The 24,132-nt window shown below is 54.3% G+C and carries 23 protein-coding genes and 1 tRNA gene; 11 read left to right on the top strand and 13 right to left on the bottom strand.

Translation table 11 applies throughout. The features are described 5' to 3' along the window. Nucleotides 1-3: 3 nt before the first annotated feature. From LJN55_RS20970 to LJN55_RS20960, 3 genes are all read left to right on the top strand, one after another. Entirely contained in the window at nucleotides 4-861 is an 858-nt protein-coding gene (locus LJN55_RS20970; protein WP_227535193.1) for a hypothetical protein, read from the top strand. 31 nt (nucleotides 862-892) lie between these two features. After that, on the top strand, nucleotides 893-1,234 hold the full coding sequence (locus tag LJN55_RS20965) for a hypothetical protein (protein ID WP_227535192.1): 342 nt from the start codon (nucleotides 893-895) through the stop codon (nucleotides 1,232-1,234). Nucleotides 1,235-1,667: 433 nt separating this feature from the next. Beyond that, complete coding sequence (locus LJN55_RS20960; protein WP_227535191.1) at nucleotides 1,668-3,047, top strand: VasL domain-containing protein; 1,380 nt, start codon at nucleotides 1,668-1,670, stop codon at nucleotides 3,045-3,047. Between the two features lie 210 nt (nucleotides 3,048-3,257). Here LJN55_RS20960 and LJN55_RS20955 read toward each other — a convergent pair. The 5 genes from LJN55_RS20955 to aspA form a co-directional block, all read right to left on the bottom strand. Then, a tRNA-Phe gene (locus LJN55_RS20955) sits at nucleotides 3,258-3,333 on the bottom strand. Between the two features lie 109 nt (nucleotides 3,334-3,442). Beyond that, nucleotides 3,443-4,021: a division control transcriptional repressor DicD gene (dicD, locus tag LJN55_RS20950; protein WP_133842587.1), complete on the bottom strand. Its 579-nt coding sequence runs from the start codon at nucleotides 4,019-4,021 to the stop codon at nucleotides 3,443-3,445. Nucleotides 4,022-4,061: 40 nt separating this feature from the next. Beyond that, on the bottom strand, nucleotides 4,062-5,780 hold the full coding sequence (locus tag LJN55_RS20945; protein WP_227535190.1) for a protein-disulfide reductase DsbD: 1,719 nt from the start codon (nucleotides 5,778-5,780) through the stop codon (nucleotides 4,062-4,064). Nucleotides 5,781-5,930: 150 nt separating this feature from the next. Continuing rightward, the gene (locus LJN55_RS20940) at nucleotides 5,931-7,232 is read right to left on the bottom strand and encodes an anaerobic C4-dicarboxylate transporter (RefSeq protein WP_167864317.1); all 1,302 of its coding nucleotides are present in this window, start codon (nucleotides 7,230-7,232) and stop codon (nucleotides 5,931-5,933) included. A 116-nt stretch (nucleotides 7,233-7,348) separates the two neighbouring features. Further along, a complete protein-coding gene (gene aspA, locus LJN55_RS20935) occupies nucleotides 7,349-8,785 on the bottom strand; it encodes an aspartate ammonia-lyase (RefSeq protein ID WP_133842584.1) in 1,437 nt (478 codons plus the stop codon). Nucleotides 8,786-9,153: 368 nt separating this feature from the next. On the opposite strand from aspA, the gene LJN55_RS20930 reads away from it, so the two are divergent. The 4 genes from LJN55_RS20930 to LJN55_RS20915 all read left to right on the top strand — a co-directional run bounded on the left by LJN55_RS20930 (nucleotide 9,154) and on the right by LJN55_RS20915 (nucleotide 12,358). Continuing rightward, nucleotides 9,154-9,615 (top strand): FxsA family protein, encoded by a 462-nt coding sequence (locus LJN55_RS20930; protein WP_133842583.1) that lies wholly within the window; start codon nucleotides 9,154-9,156, stop codon nucleotides 9,613-9,615. 225 nt (nucleotides 9,616-9,840) lie between these two features. Continuing rightward, the gene (locus LJN55_RS20925) at nucleotides 9,841-10,134 is read left to right on the top strand and encodes a co-chaperone GroES (RefSeq protein WP_133842582.1); all 294 of its coding nucleotides are present in this window, start codon (nucleotides 9,841-9,843) and stop codon (nucleotides 10,132-10,134) included. Between the two features lie 47 nt (nucleotides 10,135-10,181). Continuing rightward, on the top strand, nucleotides 10,182-11,825 hold the full coding sequence (groL, locus tag LJN55_RS20920; RefSeq protein ID WP_133842581.1) for a chaperonin GroEL: 1,644 nt from the start codon (nucleotides 10,182-10,184) through the stop codon (nucleotides 11,823-11,825). Between the two features lie 188 nt (nucleotides 11,826-12,013). Beyond that, nucleotides 12,014-12,358 (top strand): DUF4156 domain-containing protein, encoded by a 345-nt coding sequence (locus tag LJN55_RS20915; RefSeq protein ID WP_227535189.1) that lies wholly within the window; start codon nucleotides 12,014-12,016, stop codon nucleotides 12,356-12,358. An 87-nt stretch (nucleotides 12,359-12,445) separates the two neighbouring features. Here LJN55_RS20915 and epmB read toward each other — a convergent pair whose 3' ends face one another. Continuing rightward, the gene (gene epmB, locus LJN55_RS20910) at nucleotides 12,446-13,474 is read right to left on the bottom strand and encodes an EF-P beta-lysylation protein EpmB (RefSeq protein ID WP_227535188.1); all 1,029 of its coding nucleotides are present in this window, start codon (nucleotides 13,472-13,474) and stop codon (nucleotides 12,446-12,448) included. 41 nt (nucleotides 13,475-13,515) lie between these two features. On the opposite strand from epmB, the gene efp reads away from it, so the two are divergent. The 3 genes from efp (at nucleotide 13,516) to LJN55_RS20895 (ending at nucleotide 14,510) form a co-directional block, all read left to right on the top strand. After that, a complete protein-coding gene (efp, locus tag LJN55_RS20905; RefSeq protein WP_133842574.1) occupies nucleotides 13,516-14,082 on the top strand; it encodes an elongation factor P in 567 nt (188 codons plus the stop codon). Between the two features lie 61 nt (nucleotides 14,083-14,143). Further along, nucleotides 14,144-14,269, top strand: coding sequence for an entericidin A/B family lipoprotein (locus LJN55_RS20900; protein ID WP_133842573.1), 126 nt, complete (start codon nucleotides 14,144-14,146; stop codon nucleotides 14,267-14,269). 109 nt (nucleotides 14,270-14,378) lie between these two features. Then, on the top strand, nucleotides 14,379-14,510 hold the full coding sequence (locus tag LJN55_RS20895) for an entericidin A/B family lipoprotein (RefSeq protein ID WP_133842572.1): 132 nt from the start codon (nucleotides 14,379-14,381) through the stop codon (nucleotides 14,508-14,510). Between the two features lie 41 nt (nucleotides 14,511-14,551). Here LJN55_RS20895 and LJN55_RS20890 read toward each other — a convergent pair whose 3' ends face one another. The 5 genes from LJN55_RS20890 to frdA are packed head-to-tail and all read right to left on the bottom strand — an operon-like array spanning nucleotide 14,552 to nucleotide 18,411. Beyond that, nucleotides 14,552-15,076 carry a lipocalin family protein gene (locus tag LJN55_RS20890; protein ID WP_133842571.1) on the bottom strand — a complete coding sequence of 175 codons (525 nt, stop codon included), beginning with the start codon at nucleotides 15,074-15,076 and terminating at the stop codon, nucleotides 14,552-14,554. Nucleotides 15,077-15,120: 44 nt separating this feature from the next. Beyond that, entirely contained in the window at nucleotides 15,121-15,477 is a 357-nt protein-coding gene (frdD, locus tag LJN55_RS20885; RefSeq protein ID WP_407647764.1) for a fumarate reductase subunit FrdD, read from the bottom strand. 9 nt (nucleotides 15,478-15,486) lie between these two features. Then, nucleotides 15,487-15,882 carry a fumarate reductase subunit FrdC gene (gene frdC / locus LJN55_RS20880; protein ID WP_159336790.1) on the bottom strand — a complete coding sequence of 132 codons (396 nt, stop codon included), beginning with the start codon at nucleotides 15,880-15,882 and terminating at the stop codon, nucleotides 15,487-15,489. Nucleotides 15,883-15,893: 11 nt separating this feature from the next. Then, nucleotides 15,894-16,628, bottom strand: coding sequence for a succinate dehydrogenase/fumarate reductase iron-sulfur subunit (locus tag LJN55_RS20875; RefSeq protein WP_227535187.1), 735 nt, complete (start codon nucleotides 16,626-16,628; stop codon nucleotides 15,894-15,896). Further along, nucleotides 16,621-18,411, bottom strand: a complete 1,791-nt coding sequence (gene frdA, locus LJN55_RS20870) for a fumarate reductase (quinol) flavoprotein subunit (RefSeq protein ID WP_167864320.1) — start codon at nucleotides 18,409-18,411, stop codon at nucleotides 16,621-16,623. The genes LJN55_RS20875 and frdA overlap by 8 nt, the downstream gene beginning before the upstream one ends. Before the next feature lie 314 nt (nucleotides 18,412-18,725). Between frdA and epmA the strand changes: the two genes are divergently transcribed. Beyond that, entirely contained in the window at nucleotides 18,726-19,703 is a 978-nt protein-coding gene (gene epmA / locus LJN55_RS20865) for an elongation factor P--(R)-beta-lysine ligase (protein WP_133842567.1), read from the top strand. A 96-nt stretch (nucleotides 19,704-19,799) separates the two neighbouring features. Here the strand turns inward: epmA and mscM are convergent, their stop codons facing one another. Both mscM and asd read right to left on the bottom strand, forming a co-directional pair. Further along, nucleotides 19,800-23,135, bottom strand: coding sequence for a miniconductance mechanosensitive channel MscM (gene mscM / locus LJN55_RS20860; RefSeq protein WP_227535186.1), 3,336 nt, complete (start codon nucleotides 23,133-23,135; stop codon nucleotides 19,800-19,802). A 9-nt stretch (nucleotides 23,136-23,144) separates the two neighbouring features. Continuing rightward, the gene (gene asd, locus LJN55_RS20855; protein WP_133842565.1) at nucleotides 23,145-24,044 is read right to left on the bottom strand and encodes an archaetidylserine decarboxylase; all 900 of its coding nucleotides are present in this window, start codon (nucleotides 24,042-24,044) and stop codon (nucleotides 23,145-23,147) included. Nucleotides 24,045-24,132: the final 88 nt, after the last annotated feature.

Here is a 24,132-nt window from a genome sequence, read left to right as displayed (position 1 = left end):
TGGATGATGAAGCATCGTTATGTGAGTTGTTTTGTGTTCTCTCTTTTAATTTCTGGAATAAGTCATGCCGGGGTGATGATTACCTCTCCTGAAGGGGGCGTATTAACCTTTTCTCAGGCGAAAAAAGGGGAGCATTACGATGCCACCACATGGGGGAAAATCGTCTTCTCTACTAAAAATATGCAGGCAGACCTCAGCCAGGAGGACCGTTATTACACTGAAGACGGTTCTTCCCAGGTGTCCCCCACCGGGCGTTATCTGATCGTCAACAGCATCTCTGGTGGGGAGTTGTGGCAGGAAGATGGTACGGTGACCTGGAGCGACCGCGCCTATTGCAGTGTGGTTGATATGAAGAATGGCTGTATCACCAGTGACTGGAGCGGTGAGGCGTGTGGTTACACGTGGGTCGGCGGCAAAGATATCCTCGCCAGTTCAGAAAAACCCAACGCAGACACGTTTAACTTTACCGCAATGCGCCCTACGCTGCGTGAGTCGAAAGGGGATTTCGCCCTGATGGAAAATGCCCGGGTAATGAATATTATGCGTTGTGACGTGCCGGGGAAAGGTAATATTAATGACTACCAGCAACTGGCTACATTAAATAAATTATCGGCAAAGGCCGTTCGCAGCCAGATAGCCCATTACGTAAATAGCCTGACGGTGGCCGCATCGATAGAGTCCAAAGCCTTATTATTCACCCGTGCAGATGAACACAGTCAATCTAAGGCCTATTTGGTGGCGGGGGATGAAATAAAAATCATACAACGTTCACCTGATAATCAATGGGTGAATGTGGGTTACATCAATGCAAAAGGCTCTCCCCTTGTTGCCTGGATCAAGGCAGATACGTTAATAAAGTGAAGGTAAATGGTTCCAAAGGAGGAGAGTAACAATGTTACCCAGTAAGAAAACCGTTAAAGAGAACGATGCCCGGTGGAGGGAGAAACTGAAACGTCGGGATAACCTGGCCGCCATCTTCTTCTTTGTTATCCCATTATGTTTATTTTTGACTGGCGGGCGCGATCTGGCCCGGCTGACGCCATTCTTGTGGCTGCTTTACTGTATTGCCTATCTCATCGTCTTTCGACGCTCATTACGGTTTTTTTCGACTGACGAGCTGCGTTTGATTGCAAGACACGGCAACAATCATCCTTTTTACGCGCTGTGCTGGATAATGGTGATAGGTGTCGGCCTGATGCTTATTGTGGCTATCGTGCAATTCCTCACTGCCTAATCTTGCAACGTCTCATATCTGTTCCTCCTGCCGTTAATCTCTCTGTTTAACACAGCCAAAAGGGCACTCATGCCCCAGGTTTTGGTGCTGATCCGTCATCTTATGACACAATATCTTGATATTAAAACCCTGTTATGAATAATCGATGGGGTATTTTTTGGGATATTTAATGGAATGATAGGATTTAACTTATAAAAGGAGTTTTCGTGAGCCTGTTTCCCAGAACACTGTCAGAATATGTAGCGATGACTATTTTCTTAGTAAGGGTTTCCGATTGTATATCAATAAGTGGTTCAAAAAATATTATTATTTTTGAGGAAGGAAGTGCATGCAGTTATTGTGGTGCGCTTGTCTGATTGTTCTTATTTAACACGATAATTTTTTTGAACTTTCTTAAATAGATAAATACATTTTCTCAACTCAGAAGCCCACTATGAACCCATTATCTGAACGTTATTTGAAAACCGGCGGTGACCCGACTATGCTGCCGGACTATATTTCCCTGAACGATGAAATGAGTAAGTTCGCTCATTCTGCACGGCCGGACGTGGACTGGACTCGGGTACAAAAATTGTGCCTGGCACTGTTTGAACGCAACGGTGTGGAATTACAGACAGCCGCCTGGTATACCCAGGTTCGCATGCAACTTGCCGGGTTATCCGGGTTGAACGAAGGCCTGGCGATCCTCGAGGCCCTGATTAGCCATAAGTGGGAAACGCTGTGGCCTAAGCAGGGACACGCGCGGGTGGACATCCTCAGTAGCCTGAGCCGACGTATCCAGCAACTGATGCGCACGCTTCCGATTAGCTACAGCGATCTTAACCTCAGTCAGTTGTACCAGGCCGAGCATCTGCTCGCGCGTCTGAATGAAGTATTGGATAGGCGGGAATTAAAACAGCTGAGTCAGTTTGATGTACTGGCCACGTTGATGCACAGCATTGCCATTCGGTTGGAAAACAGTGACGTGGCGGGAAAAAACAGTACGTCAGTCGGCGGAACTCCTCTGGCGAAGGGGACCAGTAGTACGGTGGCTAAGCTGGACGTGGTGTTACCCGAGCCGGTTGCAGAATCACCGAAGGAAACTGAGGAACCCGTGAGATGGGTCTATGTGGCGCAGTCTAAGGCAGCGATGCAGATACCGTTTAACAATATGCCCTGGAAGCCCTTTGCGGCGGGGATGTGCGTCATGCTTGTGCTGGGCAGCGCGGTACAGCTGGGCTGGGATAAGGTATTTCCTCCGGCTCCGCTGTTGTTGCAGTTGGAAGCGTCCGTTATGCCTCTTGCTACCCCGTTATCGCCCGCTCAGCGTCAGGCTTTGCTTCAGAGTCAGCCTCAACTGGCGGAAAACTTTGTTGAGCAAACGCAGCAGCAGCTGGAGCGGGTAGAGGGCTACAGCCCTGACTGGTCTTTATCCTACGGCCAGGGGTTAATCAACCAGTTGCAGTCATTCAAGCCTGAAGATGAGGTGGCGAAACAGCTGGTACTGAAATGGCAACAGCAGCTCAATGCGGCAGCGTTACCCGAAGATGTGATGAGCGGCTGGCATAAGGGCATGTCGCAGTTGCAGCAACTGAGTGCGAAGCTGAATACGCTCGACAGCGAGCGCGGGAAATACATTACGGTCAGCGAACTGAAGTCGGTGATATACACCGCAAGGCAGGCGTTTAACCGATCGATCCCGGTTGAAGAACAGCTGCGTCTTTACTCGGTCAGCTCTTCTGATATACAGAAACGGCAGACGGAAATGGCGTTGGAGCAGTTGCAGAAGCGTTACTTCTTGCTGAGTCAGGAAAAAGGAAAAGAGAGTCTGTAACCCAGAAAGCAAAAAACCCGCCACAGGCGGGTTCTTCTAAATAGGGTGCCCGGACTCGGACAAAAACGCCGGGAGCGTTTTTGCATGGCGCTTCAGCGCCAGCCCCGGAGGGGCGAGTCTCATGGATGAGACGAGTAATCGAACGCAGTTCGATGGAGAGTCCGTAGCGCAGAAAGCAAAAAACCCGCCACAGGCGGGTTCTTCTAAATATGGTGCCCGGACTCGGAATCGAACCAAGGACACGGGGATTTTCAATCCCCTGCTCTACCGACTGAGCTATCCGGGCAACGGGGCGCATTAAACCGTAAAGGCCGTTCGGCGTCAACGGCTTTGTCATAAAAAAGTCGTAAAATCCTGCCGACTGCCTGCTTTTTACCCTGATACGGCAAAGTGCTTTAGCTTAACGCCCCATTTTTGCGGCACAAAGCAATGGTCAGTACGTCTTCTGCCAGGCGGCGGGCGTTTTCCACTTCCTGCACCTTGCGCTTCACCAGCAGACGGGACAGACAGCCCTCCAGAATCAACTCCATCTGATGTGCCACCAGCTCAGGATTATCGGTTTCCAGCTCGCTCAACAGGGCATGAGTATATTGCCAGGATGCCTGTTTTTGCAGTTCCGCAATTTCGTGGATCGGATGGTCCGGTTGCGGGTAGAAACTACAGGCGGCAATAAACAGACAGCCGGGATAGCGTTGATTATTGACGGCTTCTGCCAGCACCTGATAACGGGCCATCAGTTTTTTCTGCGGGCTGAGGCTGTCATCCAGCAGCAGCTTACGTCGCCAGACTTCAATCTGCTGCCCGTGATAGCGTAGCGCGTCATACAGCAACGCATCGCGATCCGGCCAGAAGCGCTGAAGTTCTTGTTCGCTGCATCCCAATTCTTCCGCCATCATGGCAAGAGAAGTGGTGGCGGCGAGTCCGTTCAGCTCAAGGATGCCAAGAGCCTGTTCCAGTACCTGTTCACGCTGCACGTCCTTCTCCTCGTTTAGCTTTATCAAAATCTAGTGTCGTTTACTGTGCCAGTTTCTGCAAATGCGCCCGAAACGCCGCCGGTTTCATAAACCCGGTCACGCGTGAGCCCGGGATTTCATGGCCCTGTGCATCAAAGAAAAGCAGGGTGGGCAAGCCCAGGACATTCAGATGGTTCAGCAGGGCGCTGTCGCTGGCGTTACTGGCAGTGACATCTGCCTGCAATAACTGCATGTGGCCAAAGGCCGCCTGCACTTGCGGATCGCTGAAAGTGTATTTCTCAAATTCTTTGCAGGCCACGCACCAGTCGGCATACAGGTCGAGCATCGTGAGGTTGCCGCCCGCATTGCTTGTTAGCCGTTGATTGAGCTGCTCAACGCTACTGATGCGGGTAAACGTTAACTGTGGGCCCGCTTCCTGCTGGGCAGCACTGCCAAACGCCCAATCTTGCAAGGGACGGGCAACAATCAACATGATGCCTAACAGCAGAATTTGCAGCACGCGCAGCCAGCCACGCTGGCTTTTCAGGCTGCTGATAAACGCCCATCCGAAGAAGGCGACGGCCAGCAGGCTCCAGAGGCGCAATCCCCAGGTGTCGCCGACCACCCGCTCCAGCAGGAAGACCGGGAGAGCCAGGATCACAAAGCCAAAACCCTCTTTTACCGTCTGCATCCACGGGCCACTTTTCGGCAGCAGGCGGTTGCCGAACAGCGTAATGGCGACCAGCGGCAGACCCATACCCAGCGCATACAGATACAGCGTTCCGGCACCGGCCAGCATATTGCCACTCTGAGCGATGTACAGCAGGATAGCGCTCAGCGGGGCAGTGGTGCAGGGCGAGCAAATCAGCCCGGCCAGCGCACCCATCAGGAAGACGCCCGGCAGTGAGCCGCCCTGCTGACGGTTACTCCACAGCGTCAGACGGGTCTGCAATGAAGAGGGGAGTTGCAGGGTGAACAGGCCAAACATCGACAAGGCCAGCAGAATAAACAGCACAGAAAGTCCGATCAGCACGGCGGGTGCCTGAAGCGCGGCCTGGAAGCGTAGCCCGGCGGCCGCCACGACAATGCCCATCAGGGTGTAGGTCAGCGCCATGCCCTGTACATAGACCATCGCCAGCGCAAACAGGCGAGCCAGACTGTAGCGGCGATTGCCGCCGAGGATAATCCCCGAGATTAACGGATACATCGGCAGTACGCAGGGCGTGAACGCTACGCCAATGCCGATCAGCAGTGCCCACAGCGGTGAGAAGGGCAAGCTGTTGCTGCCGGACGTCTCTGAGGCAGTGGCAGGTACCGGTGTGGCTTCCGGCGTGCTATGCGCCGCCACTGCATCCAGCGGCACGGTGCGTGTCTCCGGCGGATAACAAAATCCCGCTGCGGCACACCCCTGATAGACCACCGTCATTTGCGCGCCTGCAGCGGCTTGCCTGAGGGTGAAAGGCAGCGTCAGGCTGTCCGGATAAATTTCCGTTTTGCCATAGAACTCGTCTTCATGCGGTTTGCCTGCGGGCAGACTCCACTCGGCGAGCGTCGCGCCCTGCACGCTGATATTTATCTGCTGGCGATACAGGTAGTAGCCCGGTTTGATCTGCCAGTTGAGGGTGAGAATGTCGTTTTTTTGTGTGAAATCAAAAGCGAAGGCCTGATTGACCGTCACAAACTGGCTGTTGTTGTTGTGGCCGAACAGCGACGCGCTGGCGTTCACGCTGAACAGGCTGGCAAACAGCAGGAAAATAAAGGGGATAAGTCGCTGAGTCATAACGGGTCTTGCTCTCTCCATGTGGGACCGGCCGGACGGCAAAGGGAGATGATAGCATGGCACCGTGAGTTTCGGGGGGCCGGGGTCGGGCAGGTCGGCCTCTACAGGATCCAGGGGCCGATCATTTTTTCCGATCGGCCCGGGGAGAGATTAGAGAATAATGCCACCCAACAGGAAACCAAACGCCACCGACAGCACAATGGCCAGCGTGCCAGGGATCAGGAACGAGTGGTTAAACACAAAACGGCCGATACGCGTGGAGCCGGTATCGTCCATTTCCACCGCGGCCAGCAGCGTAGGGTAGGTCGGCAGCACAAAGAGAGCGGATACCGCCGCAAATGATGCCACCGCAGTGACCGGGGAAACACCCAGCATCAGGGCTGCCGGCATCAGCGCTTTGGTGGTTGCCGCCTGCGAGTAAAGCAGCGTTGAGGCAAAGAACAGGATCACAGCCAGCATCCATGGATAATCGTGCAGCAACTCACCTGCCACCTGCTGGATATCGCCGATGTGGGCTTTGACAAACGTATCCCCCAGCCAGGCAACGCCGAGTACGCAGACGCAGGCACTCATGCCGGATTTAAAGGTGCTGGCACTGAGAATTTCACCGGTATCAATCTTGCAGGTTAAGCAGATCAGCGCGGCAACGGTCAACATAAACACCACGATGGCTTCATTACGCGGCAGCACCGGGTTTTGAATCAGGCCAACCGCATCGCTGATCGCGGTGGCGTACAGTACCACGGCGACAATGCCGACCAGCAGCAACAGTACTGAGCGCCTGGCTCCCGGTTTTTCTTTAAACTTGCTGGCCCCACGCAGGGCCACTTCGCCTTTTGCCAGCCGGGCCTGATATACCGGATCATCCTTCAGCTCTTTACCAAGGAAGTTGGTGAGCAGCGCAGCGATAAAGATAGCCGCCATCGTGGAGGGGATCGCAACCGCCAGCAGCATCAGGTAGCTGATGCCTTTGGGTTCGAGGATGCCCGCCATAAACACCACGGCCGCTGAAATTGGCGAGGCGGTGATGGCAATCTGCGAAGAGACCACGGCAATCGACAGCGGACGGGAAGGGCGTATGCCCTGTTCTTTGGCCACCTCGGCAATCACCGGCAGCGTGGAGAACGCGGTGTGCCCGGTCCCCGCCAGCAGGGTCATCACATAAGTCACCAGCGGTGCCAGCAGGGTGATATAGCGCGGATGTTTACGCAACAGCCGCTCGGCCAGATTGACCAGATAATCCATCCCGCCGGCAACCTGCATCGCGGCGATAGCGGCAATAACGCCCATAATGATTTCGATAACGTCGAACGGGATGGCACCCGGTTTGATTTGAAATCCCAGGGTGAGAATCAGCACCCCGAGACCTCCGGCAAAGCCGATGCCGATCCCTCCCAGCCGGCTTCCCAGATAGATCGCGGCAAAGACGACGATAAGCTCAGGTAATAACATAGGGTGTTCCTTAATTTTTTTGCTAATAAACCGTTAAAATTTTGTGTGCTGTGAAAAGTAAAAAGGCACGGTGTTCGGGTGAACAACGTGCCTTAAAAAGTTAGATATCCGGTCTGTTATTGTTCGTTTTCATCGGTATAGCGTTTTGCTTTGTACACCGGGAACATCAGGTTCTGCGTAGAGAAAATATCATCCAGCTCGCTTTCGGTCAGTAAACCTCGCTCCAGTACCACTTCCCGCACGCTCTTACCGGTTTCGGCGCAGATCTTGCCGACGATATCGCCATTATGGTGGCCGATATACGGGTTGAGGTAGGTGACAATACCGATGGAATTAAACACGTAGGCTTCGCACACCGCTTTGTTGGCGGTAATGCCATCGACGCATTTTTCCAGCAGGTTGTAGCAGGCGTTGGTCAAAATATGAATGGACTCAAACATCGCCTGGCCGATGACCGGTTCCATCACGTTCAGCTGGAGCTGGCCCGCTTCAGAAGCCATCGTCACCGTAATATCGTTGCCGATGACCTTGAAGCACACCTGATTGACGACCTCAGGGACGACCGGGTTAACCTTGGCAGGCATAATTGAAGAGCCCGCCTGCAATTCCGGCAGGTTAATTTCGTTCAGGCCAGCGCGTGGGCCGGAGGAGAGCAGACGCAGGTCATTACAGATTTTCGACAGCTTAACCGCCAGGCGTTTCAGCGAACTGTGCACCATCACGTAGGCACCGCAGTCGGAGGTGGCTTCGATCAGGTCTTCTGCCGGCACGCAGGCCAGGCCGCTGACTTCTGCCAGCTTCTGTACGGCCAGCTGTTGATAGCCGTCCGGTGTATTCAGACGAGTACCAATGGCGGTCGCGCCCAGGTTGACTTCCAGCAGCAGTTCGGCGGTGCGCAGAATGCTGCGGATCTCTTCATTCAGCAGCACGTTAAAGGCATGGAATTCCTGGCCAAGTGTCATCGGCACGGCATCCTGAAGCTGGGTACGGCCCATTTTCAGGATGGTGTTAAATTCCACCGCTTTCCGCTGGAAGCCTTCACTCAGCTGGCCGATAGCGTCCAGCAGTTTCAAAATGGAGCTGTAAACCGCGATGCGGAACCCGGTTGGGTAGGCATCGTTGGTGGACTGGCATTTGTTTACGTGGTCATTCGGATTGAGGTACTGATACTCCCCTTTCTGATGCCCCATCAGCTCGAGGCCAATATTGGCAAGCACTTCGTTGGTGTTCATGTTTACCGAGGTGCCCGCCCCCCCCTGGTAAACGTCGATCGGGAACTGATCCATACACCGGCCGTTGTTCAGCACTTCATCACAGGCACTGATAATGGTGTTTGCCACGTTGCGCGGGATAGTTTGTAGCTCTTTATTCGCCAGCGCCGCCGCTTTTTTAACCATGACCATACCGCGTACAAATTCAGGGATGTCACTGATTTTGTTGTTGCTGATATAGAAGTTTTCAATCGCACGCAGAGTATGAACACCGTAGTAAGCATCCGCGGGGACTTCACGCATACCTAACAGGTCTTCTTCGATACGAATGTTATTAGTCATGAGAACCTTCTTTAAAGGAATACCGGTAAAATCATCACAATTTAAGTGCCTGTTTCTGCGGTCGACATCCAGAGAATATCGGGCCGGAGAACGGCTGCCGCAAGATTTTATCTGTTTGCGTCACACCGAGCACGATCATATTCTGTCGTGATGCAAAAGCCTGAAGCCAGATCACTTAAACTGCCTGCCATATCAAACAGTTTCAATGATATGTGATCGTACTCACAATGAAAGGTGTCGCATCTATTTCAACATTTCCCGTTGAAAAAGGGGGTCCTCGCTCCCACCTTCTATACTATCGGTCACTACGATCGCCATTTTATGCCGCCGTGCACTCTGCAGGGGGGCCATTGATACAGGAGAATACGGTGCGCTGGTTACCGTTCTTAGTAATATTTGCCCTGGTATGGATCGAGATTTCTCTCTTCATTCAGGTTGCCCATGTGATGGGCGTGTTGATGACCATGCTACTGGTGATCTTCACTTCCTGCATTGGCATTTCTCTGGTGAAAAACCAGGGGATGAAAAACTTTATGCTGATGCAGCAGAAGCTGAATGCGGGCGAAAGCCCGGCGGCAGAGATGATCAAGAGTGTCTCGCTGGTGCTGGCGGGTTTCCTGCTGTTACTGCCAGGCTTCTTTACTGACTTCATTGGTCTGCTGCTGCTGTTGCCTCCGGTACAAAAGCATCTGACGCTGAAGCTGATGCCGCATCTGAAAGTCTGGGGCGGTGGGGGCGCTGCGCCTGATAGCGGGTTTACCGTTGATGGTGAATACGAGCGTAAAGAATCGAATCTGATTGAGCATGACCGCAACGACGACAGGCGTTAATGTTTTGCCCGTCAATCACGGCGCTTTCCTGACGGGGCGCCGTTTTTTTTGCCTGCCGAACAGGATGTACAAAAAAACACCTAAAGAGGCAGTTAACAAAAAAAATTACTTCTGGCCCTTGAAAGGCCTCCTCGGCGGCCGCATCTCTTCCGTCACGAGGCCGGTAGCCAATGCAGCCCGGCTTTCATCCCAAAACTGATTGGACTTCTCAAAGGAGAGCTAACAATGAAAATTCGTCCATTGCACGATCGTGTTATCGTCAAGCGTAAAGAAGTTGAATCCAAATCTGCAGGTGGCATCGTGCTGACCGGTTCTGCGGCGGGTAAATCTACTCGTGGCGAAATCCTGGCTGTTGGCAACGGTCGCATCCTGGAAAATGGCGAAGTGAAGCCATTGGACGTGAAAGTAGGTGATGTGGTCATCTTCAGCGAAGGCTACGGCGCGAAAACTGAAAAAATCGACAACGAAGAAGTTCTGATCATCTCAGAAAACGACATTCTGGCGATTGTTGAAGCGTAATTAACGCGTAATTCACTGAACGTAACGAATTTAAGGAAAAAGATAAAATGGCAGCTAAAGACGTAAAATTCGGTAATGACGCGCGCGTAAAAATGCTGCGCGGTGTGAACGTACTGGCAGATGCAGTAAAAGTTACCCTGGGCCCGAAAGGCCGTAACGTGGTTCTGGATAAATCTTTTGGTGCACCGACCATCACAAAAGATGGTGTTTCTGTTGCGCGTGAAATCGAGCTGGAAGACAAGTTCGAAAACATGGGCGCTCAGATGGTGAAAGAAGTCGCTTCCAAAGCTAACGACGCTGCGGGTGACGGTACCACCACTGCTACCGTACTGGCACAGTCCATCATCACCGAAGGCCTGAAAGCCGTCGCTGCGGGTATGAACCCGATGGATCTGAAGCGCGGCATCGACCAGGCGGTTATCGCCGCGGTTGAAGAGCTGAAAAAACTGTCTGTGCCTTGCTCTGACTCTAAAGCGATTGCTCAGGTCGGTACCATCTCTGCTAACTCCGATGAAACCGTGGGCCAGTTAATTGCTCAGGCGATGGAAAAAGTGGGCAAAGAAGGCGTGATCACTGTTGAAGAAGGCACCGGTCTGCAAGACGAGCTGGACGTGGTTGAAGGTATGCAGTTTGACCGTGGCTACCTGTCCCCTTACTTCATCAACAAGCCAGAAACTGGCGCAGTTGAGCTGGAATCTCCATTCATCCTGCTGGCTGACAAAAAAATCTCCAACATCCGTGAAATGCTGCCAGTGCTGGAAGCCGTTGCGAAAGCCGGTAAACCACTGCTGATCATCGCTGAAGATGTTGAAGGCGAAGCGCTGGCAACGCTGGTGGTGAACACCATGCGCGGCATCGTGAAAGTGGCTGCGGTTAAAGCTCCTGGTTTCGGCGACCGTCGTAAAGCCATGCTGCAGGACATCGCTGTTCTGACCGGTGGTACCGTAATCTCAGAAGAGATCGGTATGGAACTGGAAAAAGCAGGTCTGGAAGATATGGGCCAGGCGAAACGCGTTGTGATCAACAAAGACACCACTATCATCATTGATGGTACCGGTGAAGAAGTGGCGATCAACGGCCGTGTGACTCAGATCCGTCAGCAGATCGAAGAAGCAACTTCTGATTACGATCGTGAAAAACTGCAGGAACGTGTCGCGAAACTGGCAGGCGGCGTTGCCGTTCTGAAAGTGGGCGCAGCGACTGAAGTTGAAATGAAAGAGAAGAAAGCACGCGTTGAAGATGCTCTGCACGCTACCCGTGCAGCAGTAGAAGAAGGCGTGGTTGCTGGTGGTGGTGTTGCACTGGTACGCGTGGCGTCTAAACTGTCTGAACTGCGTGGCCAGAACGAAGACCAGAACGTGGGTATCAAAGTTGCGCTGCGCGCAATGGAATCCCCACTGCGTCAGATCGTTGCTAACGCCGGTGAAGAGCCATCTGTTGTGACTAACAACGTGAAAGCAGGCGAAGGTAACTACGGTTACAACGCGCAGACCGAAGAATACGGCGACATGATCGACTTCGGCATCCTGGACCCAACCAAAGTGACCCGTTCTGCTCTGCAGTACGCGGCTTCTGTTGCTGGCCTGATGATCACTACCGAATGTATGGTGACTGATCTGCCTAAAGGCGATGCGCCTGATTTAGGCGCAGGCGGCATGGGTGGTATGGGCGGCATGGGCGGAATGATGTAATCCCCCGCCTCGCGTGAGTAAAAACCCTCTGTCTTTGACAGGGGGTTTTTCTTTTTTGGGGGAAAATAGTATAAGTAATGGCGCAAAGCTAACCTGGTTATAGGGTTATGGGGCAAGGATGGATGGGAGATCGTATTGATTTCCGTTACGCCCGGGCCTGATTCTGATGATAATAAATGGGGATTATAATGCGGATTAACTTGCTGGGGCTCTCTGTGGCGGCCCTGCTGCTGGCAGGCTGTAGTTCTTCTAACACGCTGAGTTCTGCGGGCGAACGTGTCACCTTTACCGATCAACAACCGGCCAGTAGCTGCCAGTTGCTGGGCAACGTGACCGGCGCGCAAAGTAACTGGTTCTCAGGTTCTGGTGGCGAAGGCAGTTCACTGCGCGGCGCAGCCAACGATCTGCGTAATCGTGCGGCAGAGATGGGCGGTAACGTCATTTATGGTGCCACCAGCCCAACCCAGAACATCTGGTCTAACTTTGCACCGCTCGACAGCAAAATGAGTGGTCAGGTGTATAAGTGCTCGTGATCGTTATGGCCTGATGGGCATTCTGACGATGAATAAAAAAGGGTGGCTTTAAGCGCACCCTTTTTTATTGCTGCAATGCCGCCGCATCTATTCCTGACGTAACTGTAAATCGAGCGGTGTTTTGCTCGGCTCACCCCCAATCTCCCGCGCCAGTTTCGGTACCATATAACCCGAAACCTTACCTAACAGTTCACGCACAATGGCGCGTGCGCGCTGGTCATCAACGTAGAAATGCGCTGCGCCTTGCACCTTATCCAGCACATGCAGGTAATAAGGAAGTATCCCGGCATCAAACAGCGCATTGCTCAGTGCGGCCAGCGTGGTGGCATCATCGTTAATGCCCCGTAGCAGCACGCTCTGATTCAGCAGCGTCACACCCGCACGTTTTAGCATACGCATACCATGGCGCAGGTCGTCGTCGATCTCTTGCGCGTGGTTGATATGGGTGACCATCAGCGTTTGCAGGCGTGACTGTGCAAGCCGTTGGCACAGCGCTTCGGTGATGCGTTTAGGGATCACCACCGGCAGACGGCTGTGGATGCGCAGGCGCTTAATATGTGGAATTTGTTCCAGTTCTGCGATCAGCCAGTCCAGCTCGTGATCCTTTGCCATCAGCGGATCGCCGCCGGAGAAAATAATCTCATCCAGTTCTGGCTGTTGTCGGATATACTCCAGGGCTTGCTGCCAGTTGCGTTTATTGCCCTGGTTATCAGAGTACGGAAAATGGCGGCGAAAACAGTAACGGCAATTGACGGCACAGCCGCCTTTGACCAGCAATAACGCACGATTACGATATTTATGTAACAGACCCGGCACCACACTGCTCTGCTCATCCAGCGGATCGGTACTGTAACCCGGTGCATCAACGAACTCCTGCTGCGAGGTAATAACCTGTAGCAGCAGAGGATCCTGCGGATCGCCTTTGCGCATGCGTGCAGCAAAGGCCCGGGGGACGCGCAGGGCGAAAAGACGCCGTGCGTCATGGCCTGAAACCAGATCAGGGTGATGCTGCAACGCTAAAAGTTGCAGTAATTCATTCGGATCAGTGATTACATCGGCAAGTTGATGCAACCATTCTTCTCGCACAGGGGTATTTAGGGTTACAATGTGTGCCATTTTTTTGGCTAAGTACCAGTAATAAATTGTAGAGGGCCTTTATGGCGACTTATTCTAGCAACGATTTCCGTCCCGGTCTTAAAATCATGTTCGAAGGCGAGCCTTATGCCATCGAATCAAGCGAGTTTGTTAAGCCGGGTAAAGGCCAGGCATTCGCACGCGTAAAAATGCGTCGTCTGTTGACCGGAACGCGTGTTGAGAAAACTTTTAAATCTACCGACTCCGCTGAAGGCGCTGATGTAGTAGATACTAACCTGAACTACCTGTACAACGACGGCGAGTTCTACCACTTCATGCACCCGGAAAGCTTCGAGCAGCATCCTGTTGAAGAGAAAACCGTGGGCGATGCAGCAAAATGGCTGCTCGACAACGCTGAGTGTATCGTGACCCTGTGGAACGGCAAACCGATCCAGGTGTTACCACCGAATTTCGTTGAGCTGGAAATCACGGATACTGATCCGGGCCTGAAAGGTGATACCGCAGGGACTGGCGGCAAGCCAGCGACACTGTCTACCGGTGCGGTAGTGAAAGTGCCACTGTTCGTGCAGATTGGCGAAGTGATCAAAGTTGATACCCGTTCTGGCGAATACGTTTCACGCGTAAAATAAGCCCGAACCAGTGAGGGCCTGCCCGTCAGGCCCTTATCCTTGACGATGTGAGTTTAAGTATATGTTGAAATTCATAGCTGTTGCATTGTTGATGACCTGCGCGCTCAGCGCCTGTAATACCTTCCACGGCTTTGGCGAAGATGTGCAGCATCTCGGCGGTGCCATTACCGATGCAGCCAATAAATAACGTCTTCTGGTCTGAAAAATTCCCTTTTTGCTTTGCCATACAGGCAAGCGCATAAATTACAGCTATGCTTACATCGCTGTGCTTTATCTCTAATTAAAAGGAAATTGCTATGAAGAAAAGTATTGTTGCCCTTCTTTCTGTTCTGGTGCTCTCTTCCGTACTCTCTGCCTGTAATACCACGCGCGGCGTGGGTGAAGATGTTGAGGCGGGTGGTAAGGCAATTCAGAAAAGCACGAATTAATCTGTGTGAAAGGCCGGTGCGGTGCACCGGCGATAGCTTTGTTAGCGCTGATTAACCCAAATCAGTTTATCCACGGCAAAGCCTGCTCCGCGTGCTTTAGCCAGTAACTCTGTTTTTACCCCGTCTTCCAGCTGCGGCGTCCGCGATAAAATCCACAGATAGTCCCGATTCGGCCCGCACACCAGCGCGTGCTGGTAATCGTTATCCAGCGCAATCACGTTATAGCCGCCATAAAACGGTCCGAAGAATGACACTTTGAGTGCGGCCAGATCAGAAGGGCCGGTAAAATACGCTTTACCTACACTCTCCTGCCAGCGCTGTTTGCGCGTATTAAAGCCACGGTTAACCACTTTCAGCCCGCCATCGTCGCGTTTGCTGTAGGTTGCCGTCACCTGCTCCAGGCCGCGTTCAAAACGGTGGTCCAGGCGCGCAATCTCATACCAGCTTCCAAGATAGCGTTCGGCATTGAATCCAGAAATGGGGGTAACGCCTTGCGGCGGGGTGGTAGAGCAGGCAACCGAGAGCAGCGCCCCGGCACCTGCGGTGAACATTTTCCATAGCGACATATAAATAAGCCATTCCTTAATGATCGAATGGCTTGAGTATAGATTTACACGGCGATCACGCCAATTAATGCTACTACGCTTAACAGCGAGGCAATCCCGTAGCACAGCAACTTGCTGGCAGGGATATGCAGTTTCAGGTCATGCAGGCTATGGTGCAGGCGGTGCAGTGCGCACCACAGCGGCATCACAATCACCAGCAGCAGGATGACTCGGCCAGGCAGTGACTGAGCAAATCCCAGAACCCGCTCATAGCTGAACGTCTCTGCCGGTGCCCAGCCTAGCGGCAGCAACAAGCCGATCAGCAGAACGATCACCGGGCTGACCAATGCAGCCCACATGCCCCCGGCACCAAACAGGCCCCAGAAGATGGGCTCATCAGAACGTTGCGGTTGTGTGTTCATTATCACTCCTTAAGCCAGCAGCGACACGGCCAGTACAACGCCGCTTAAAATAATCATCACGATCCATAGCCCTTTAATGATCGGTTCCGGCGGTAGCTTCTCCCCTTTAACGATAATAATTTGTGCTTTTGGGGCCAGGTCAAACCAGGTTTTGCTGTGATGCAAGGCGGCGACGAGTGCCACCAGATTCAGTAGCAGGACGATGGGGTTCTGCAGGAAGGTGACAAAACCTTCCCAGCTTTCCTGCCCCATCTTCAAAGCAAACAGGCCGATAATCAGCTCAATACTGAACCACAGCGCGGGAATGGCGGTGCCTTCGCGCAGCATATACAGACGGTAGAACGGCAGCGACTGCCACCAGCTTCCTGACATAGGACGGATATACGCATTACGTTTCGAGGTCATTTACAGCCTCCTTAATGGGGTTTCAGGGTGGCGATCAGGAAGTCTTTACTGCTCTCCACTTTGCCCTGCTGGATAGCCGCCGCCGGGTCGACGTGTTTTGGGCACACTTCGGAGCAGAAGCCGACAAAGGTACAGCTCCAGACGCCATTAATGCCGTTAAGCTGCGGCATACGCTGTGCTTTACCCCGGTCACGGCTGTCGAGGTTATAGCGGTGGGCGAGGGTGATCGCCGCAGGGCCAATAAATTCAGGGTTCAGGCCAAACTGTGGGCAGGCGGCATAGCACAGACCGCAGTTAATACAGCCGGAAAACTGATGATATTTCGCCATCTGCGCCGGGGTTTGCAGGCCCGGGCCTTCGCTGGCCTCCCGCGGGTTACCAATCACCCAGGGCTTAATCGCCTCCAGACTTTCCATAAAGTGAGTCATATCCACCACCAGATCGCGTTCGATCGGGAAGTTTGCCAGTGGTTCTACTTTGACGCCGGCCGGGTAATCGCGCAGGAAGGTTTTGCACGCCAGTTTGGGGACACCATTCACCATCATCCCGCAAGAACCACAAATCGCCATACGACATGACCAGCGATACGACAGATCAAAAGCCAGGTTGTCTTTGATATAGCCGAGGGCATCAAGCAGCGAGGTGGTTTCATCCCAGGGAACGTCAAAAATCTCGTTACGCGGGACGCGGTCTGTCTCTGGGTTGTAGCGCATAATGTTGATTTGACGGCTTTTGCTCTCACTCATGACCAGGCTCCTTGTGGGTGCTGCCCTCAGAGGCCGCGCCATACACGCGCGCAGCAGGCGGCAGATGGGTAATGGTCACCGGATCGTAAGCGACCGAAGGCGCTCCCTGCGGGTTGAAGAAGGTCAGGGTATGCGCCAGGAAGTGTTCGTCGTCGCGTGTGGTGCAGCCTTCATCCAGCCGCTGGTGTGCGCCGCGAGACTCTTTACGTTGAATGGCTGAATGCGCCATACACTCCGCCACATCCAGCCCGTGGGCCAGTTCAACGGCGTACAGCAGTTCGGTATTGAACACGCTGGAGGTGTCGGTCACACGCAGGTTAGAAAAACGCTGCTTCAGCTCCGCCAGCTTATCGATGGTTTTTTGCATCAGCTCCGTGGTGCGGTAGATGCCGCAGCCTTCTTCCATCGCCATGCCCATTTCATCACGCAGCGTGGCCGCATTTTCGCTGCCCTGCTGATTCACCAACCCGTGCAGTCGTTTTTCAATGTCGTTGCGCTGAGCGCTGAGTGCGGCATCCCGCACCGGATGTGGCTGGGAAGCGCGCTGTGCGGCTTGCTCGCCCGCCAGGCGCCCAAACACCACCAGTTCTGCTAGCGAGTTAGAGCCGAGGCGGTTCGCCCCGTGCAGTCCAACGGAGGAACATTCACCCACGGCAAACAGACCCTGGATACGCGTTTCACACTCGGCGTTGGTTTCAATGCCGCCCATGGTGTAGTGCGCGGTCGGACGCACCGGGATCGGAGCCGTAATCGGGTCCACGCCGACATAGGCTTTGCTCAGTTCGCAGATAAACGGCAGACGTTCGCGCAGTTTTTTCTCACCGAGGTGGCGCAGATCGAGATAGACGACATCCCCGCGTGGTGTGGCGATGGTGCGCCCTGCACGCCATTCGTGCCAGAAAGCCTGGGAAACCTTGTCGCGCGGGCCTAGCTCCATATATTTGTTTTTTGGCTCCCCGAGTGGAGTTTCCGGCCCCATGCCGTAATCCTGCAGGTAACGGTAACCGTCTTTATTGACCAGAATACCGCCCTCACCACGGCAGCCTTCCGTCATCAGAATGCCGGAACCCGGCAGGCCGGTGGGATGGTACTGAACAAACTCCATATCGCGCAGTGGGACGCCGTGGCGAAACGCCATGCCCATACCATCGCCGGTGACAATGCCGCCATTGGTGTTGTAGCGATAGACGCGGCCCGCGCCGCCGGTCGCGAGGATCACTGACTGTGCGCGTACTTCCAGCAGCGTGCCTTCCATCATGTTGATCGCGACCAGACCGTGCGCCACGCCATCGTCCACCAGCAGGTCGAGGACGAAATGCTCATCAAGCCGTTGGATTTGCGGGTATTTCAGCGAGGTTTGAAACAGGGTGTGCAGCATATGGAAGCCGGTTTTATCGGCGGCAAACCAGGTGCGTTCAATCTTCATTCCGCCAAAACGACGGACGTTGATGGAGCCATCTTCTTTGCGGCTCCACGGGCAGCCCCACTGCTCCATTTGCGCCATTTCCTGCGGGCAGTGCTGAACAAAGTAGTCCACCACGGGTTGTTCGCACAGCCAGTCGCCCCCGGCAACGGTATCGTGAAAATGAGAATCGAAACTGTCCTGCTCTTGAGTGACGGCGGCGGCACCGCCTTCGGCGGCCACAGTGTGGCTGCGCATCGGATAGACTTTGGAGATCAGAGCAATCTTCAATCGCGGGTTGGCTTCTGCGGCGGCAATCGCAGCACGCAGCCCGGCTCCACCAGCACCAACAATGACTAAATCGGCATTCAGGGTTTGCACAATTTTCTCCCTTATACCCTGCATACGTCGCGCAACATGTGTGTTGCCTGTTTTTCTGCCACGCGAACCATGGTGGGTATTTTGTGTTTGAGATTTTTCCAGAGGCAAAGCGGGTGGCTCTACCCGACAGTCGCGGCCCAGTATAAGGGGGTTAAAATGGCGCCAATTTGATGTGTTCGGGCATTTCGGCGGGTAAGTGATAAAAACCCTTCACTTTTTGTGGAAAGCGTGTTGCTGGTTTTTTCGACGTAGAATTGTGTGTTGCGGCCCGGACAGGTAGACTTCTTGCCCCTACTGACTTTGGAGTAAAAAAGATGAGCGATTCGGCTAGCTGGCAGCCAAGTGCATCTATCGCCAATTTATTAAAGCGTGCGGCGATCATGGCTGAAATCCGGCGTTTCTTTGCCGATCGTGGCGTACTGGAAGTGGAGACCCCGGCCATGAGCCAGGCGACGGTGACCGATGTGCATCTGTTCCCATTCCAGACCCGGTTTGTTGGCCCAGGTGCCGCTGCCGGTATCGATCTTTATCTGATGACCAGCCCTGAATACCATATGAAGCGTCTGCTGGCCGCAGGCAGCGGGCCGATTTTCCAGCTGTGTCGCAGTTTCCGTAATGAAGAGATGGGGCGCCACCATAATCCCGAATTTACTATGCTGGAATGGTATCGCCCGCACTACGATATGTACCGCCTGATGAACGAGGTGGACGATCTGCTGCAACAGGTGCTGGAGTGTGCTCCGGCCGAGACGCTTTCCTACCAGCAGGCGTTTATTCGTCATCTGGAGATTGACCCGCTGTCTGCTGACAAAGCGCAGTTGCGCGAAGCGGCTGAAAAACTGGGCGCTGGCGATCTCGCCCATCGTGAAGAAGATCGCGATACGCTGCTTCAACTGTTGTTTATGCTGGGTGTGGAACCTGAAATCGGTAAAGAGAAACCGGCGTTCGTCTATCACTTTCCGGCCAGTCAGGCGGCGCTGGCAGAGATCAGTACGGAAGATCATCGCGTGGCCGAGCGTTTCGAGGTCTATTTCAAAGGTATTGAGCTGGCGAATGGTTTCCGTGAACTGACCGACAGCCGTGAACAGCGTCTGCGTTTTGAGCAGGATAACCGTAAGCGTGCGGCTGCGGGTCTGCCCGTGCAGCCGATTGATACCCACCTGTTGGATGCGCTGGCGCACGGTATGCCGGAGTGTTCCGGTGTGGCATTAGGGGTTGATCGTATTGTGATGCTGGCACTGAAAGCAGAGCAGCTCAGTGATGTGATCGCGTTCACCGTCGACCGTTGTTAATTCCTCGGCGGGGTGAAACGGGCTGACCGAAAAACAAGGTCAGCCCTTGGGTGTCGGGGGCGATTATTTTTTCCGATCGCCCCGTGGTTCAGATTCTTATAACCCGCCCGATTTGTAGTTTCTTGCCGCTGGTGCGCCGTTGCTGGCCGGGGTTTTACGCCCAATAGTTTCCATACGAACCTGGAACGGTGGGAACGGCATTTCCAGCCCGTGTTCCTGATAGCCACGCAGGATCAACTGATGCAGCTCATGGCGCAGCGGCATACGGTGCCCCATTTCTGCCGCGTGAATGCGCAGCTCAAACAGCTGAATACCCTGCTGTAAATCCACCAGGAACGCTTCCGGCTGCGGTGTATCCAGCACGTAGCTGCAACGCTGTGCAGCCGTCAGCAGGACGTTGGTCACTTCTTCGCTGTTGGCTTCAGCCGGTGCCGGGATCGTCAGCACTACGCGGGTGACGGAGTCCGACAGCGACCAGTTGATAAACTGTTCAGTGATAAAGGCCTTATTCGGCACGATAATTTCTTTGCGATCCCAGTCCGTAATCGTCGTGGCACGGGTGTTAATCCGCGTGATGCTGCCGGTGAGTTCGCGGATCGTGACGGTATCCCCGATGCGGATCGGTTTCTCAAACAGGATGATCAGACCAGAGATAAAATTGGCGAAGATCTCCTGCAGCCCAAAGCCCAGCCCCACGGTTAAACCGGCGACCAGCCACTGTAATTTCGACCAGTCGATACCAATCAGCGAGAACCCCGCCAGGCCGCCAATCAGAATCAGCAGATATTTCGTCAGGGTGGTGATCGCATAACCGGTCCCTGGCGTCAGGCTAAGGTGTTGCAGCAGCGCCAGCTCCAGCAGGGCAGGCATATTGCGCACCAACTGGGTGGTAATGATCAGCACCAGGACTGCGATCATCACCGATCCGAGCGTGATCGGTTGCAGGCTTTCGACGCCCTGAACGGTGGTGCTGACATCCCACAAGCGGATATTTTCCAGGAAACCAAAGGCGGAGTGAATCTCTGACCAGAGCACAATGACGGAGACCAGCGCAATCAGCGTCAGGATTGAGCGTACCAGGCGTAATGACTGTGCGCTGATGGCATCAAGGTCAATGACCGGCTCTTCCACATCCACGCTATCGACGGCGGTCTGTTGTGCCGCCACTTCTTCTTCGCCGCGTGCACGCTGAGCAAGGATTTCAGCACGGCGCTGACGGGCGCGATCAAAAGCGATGCGTCGCCGCTGGATCAGCATCCAGCGGCGAATAATATGGTAAATCACCAGCAGCAGTAACCAGATGGCCACCGAGGTTTCCAGACGTGCCAGCAGGGCCTGCGCGGTGGCCAGATAACCGATGCATGAGGCCAGTGCCGCCATCATCGGAATGGCGATCATCGCGTTCCACAGCACGTTATTAATAAAGTTCTCACCGTTGCCCTCTTTGTCGAGGTGAAGCGGGATACCGGCACGCTTCAGGCTGACGGTCACCAGGCTTAACGCGCCACAGATCAGGATAAAACACAGGCGCCCGAGGGTGGCTGAGAATTGACGATCTTCGAGATTATCGAAGGCGATCAGCATCATCATCAGCGGCACGACCAGGCCGATGCACAGCGTGTAGAAACGCATAGCGCGTGCCACGCGGGTTTGTGGCCAGCGGAAATGGAGGATAAACAGACCCTGCGGGCGGGCAAACGTATTACTGACCATAAAGGCCCACAGCAGCGGTACGCTGGCGGTCACGCCGTCACCGATGGCGATGGCGATAGGATAGGGCCAGGCATGCTGTAAACCGTAACCCAGTGCCGCCCACAGCACCGGCAGCGGTAACGCCACCAGAATCGACCAGAACACGGTACGCAGTGTCAGGCTGAAATGATCCTGGGTGACTTTGCCGACCTTGCTGGAGGCGCGTTCAAGGAATTTACGGAAATGGCGGCGCGAGCTGATACTGAAGCCGACCAGCAGCATCGCGCCCAGCAGAGGCAGCACGGTTTCGCGGCTGGTGACCATCATCACCATTGCGCCACCCAGCTGGCCCAGGGTATCCAGCGACAGCAGACGGTGCAGGTCGCGCGCCAGATCAAGCGGGTAGCTGAAGTCCACCGGGCTGACATCGGCCGTCCAGAACAGATAGCGGTGCGTGGCTTCTTTCACTTCATTTAGCGCATCCACCAGCTGGCTGTTACCGACTTTTAGCTTGGTCACGCCAAGGATCAGGTTATCGCAGCCGGAGAGCAGGGAGGTGAGCAGTTCGCGTTGGGTTTTCAGCTGCGCATCCAGAATGCGTCGCTGTTCTGCGGTCAGATTGCTGTTGTCATCCTGGCGCAGCTGAAGCAGCGATTTCTGACGTTCCAGCAGGTCTTCATAATAGAGACGCTGGACGCGCAGCTGGGCCATTTCGTTATCCAGCTGCTGAGGTTTTGGCATATCTGGCAGACGAGCCACCTGCGCACGCAGCGCTTCGCCCAGCACATTGGATACGCCCAGCCATTGCGACTGTTCACGGATGGTGCTCAGTGCCTGACGAACCTGGATGGTCTGATTGGCGGCGGTGCGCTGCTGCGACGCCACCAGATCCATACGCTGCGCCTGCTGATTCAGTGCGCTGGACAGTTCACGGTTAACGCGGAACTGTTCGGTGATGCCTTTGGGCATATCACCGCTGTTTTCTGCCAGCTGTTCGGTGCGGGCCAGCGCCATTTCAGCTTCACGCTGGCGCAGGCTGTTCAGCTGATTACGTAAATCCTGTAGGTAAGCATCCAGGCTGGCGGCTTTACGCTGATGGACTTCGGCGCGCATACGCGCCAGTTCCTGGCGATTGTTAGCCGATAACTGTGCCAGTTCGAGTTCATCGACCCGGGCTTTTTGTGCCGCAGACTCAGCCTGACGCTGTGCCAGCTGTGCCTGGCCCAGCGGTGTGGTCGGGGCGGGTTGCCCCTGTAAACGCCGTTCGATCTCATTCAACGCCCGGCGGGCTTCTGTTTGTTGCTGCGGTAACTGGGAAAGTGAATCGCTGATTTCGCGCGCGCGATCCTGCTCCTGCTGCACCTGGCGGCCCTCTTCCAGCAGCTGGCTGCTGACCTGTAAGATCTCCTGATCAAGGTCAGCGGCACTCATGTTGCTGCGCAGGGGCTTACTGCTGTCCGTCAGCGTGACGACCTGCTGACGTAACTCGCGGGAAAGTTTAGGAAAATCGTCAATGACCTGCTGGTAATCCTGCGTGAGGTTGAGCGAGTTTTGACGCTCGTCCAGCCAGGTTAGCGTGGATTGCAGGGCATCGACGATAGCCGTCTGATTCGCCGACGTCTTGTCTGACTTCGCCTCTTCCAGCTGCTGTTTGATCAGCGATGCATCCGGTGCGCTGGCGGCATAAACCGGCTGGAGTAAGCTCCAGCCTAATAAAAAAGTGAGAATCAGACGTGACATGGCAATTCGCTATGGATGGTGGAGGACGTCTTCCGCACTTTCTTTCTGCAGTGCGATGGCCAGCGTGGCGCCAAGACGGGTTTTACTTTCTGCCGCCAGGCTTTCAGCCAGCTTCACTTTGCCTGGTGCGAACAGGTTGATGACGGTAGATCCCAGTTTGAAACGGCCCATTTCCTGGCCTTTCAACAGCACGACAGAACCTTCGGCATCGGCACCTGGCCAGCTCCAGCGTTTGATCACTCCTTCACGGGGTGGCGTAACGGTGCCGGACCATACGGTTTCAATACTGCCCACGATGGTTGCACCCACCAGAATCTGCGCCATTGGTCCAAATTCAGTATCAAACAGACAGATGACGCGTTCATTACGCGCAAACAGGTTGGGAATGTTCTGCGCGGTCAGTGGGTTCACGGAGTAGAGATCGCCCGGAACGTAGATCATTTCACGCAGGATACCATTACACGGCATATGGACACGGTGGTAGTCACGCGGTGCGAGGTACGTGGTGACAAACTCGCCATCACGGAACATATCGGTCATCGCGGCGTTGCCTGCCAGCAGTGCTTCCAGCGAATAGGTATGGCCTTTGGCCTGGAAAATCTGCTCACCTTCAATATGGCCGAGCTGGCTGATAGCACCATCTGCAGGCAGGATCAGCAGGTTCGGGTCCGTTTCAATCGGACGCGCATCGTCACGCAGCGGGCGGACGAAAAAGTCGTTAAAGGTGCGATAGCTGGCGGTATCAGGCTTCTGCGCCTCTTTCATATCCACTTTGTAGTACCAGACAAAAGCATCAATCACTGCTTTGGTCAGCCATCCACCGCGCTTGCTGGCACCCCAGCCGGCCAGTTCAGTCAGGGCTTTTTTAGGCAGTAAGTTATTCAGGCCGAGTTTAATACGATCTAACACGTTAGCCTCCTGGCTCAAATCAGACGGGTATAGCGCTTTAAAATAAAAGGGGGCGGATTGTAGCAGCGCCCGGAGGTTTAGGCTATTG

Source organism: Erwinia rhapontici, from assembly GCF_020683125.1.
In the GTDB taxonomy this organism is placed as follows: Bacteria; Pseudomonadota; Gammaproteobacteria; order Enterobacterales; family Enterobacteriaceae; genus Erwinia; species Erwinia rhapontici.
The sequence above is the reverse complement of the archived record's forward strand: the minus strand, read 5'-3'. Positions and strand labels throughout refer to the sequence as shown.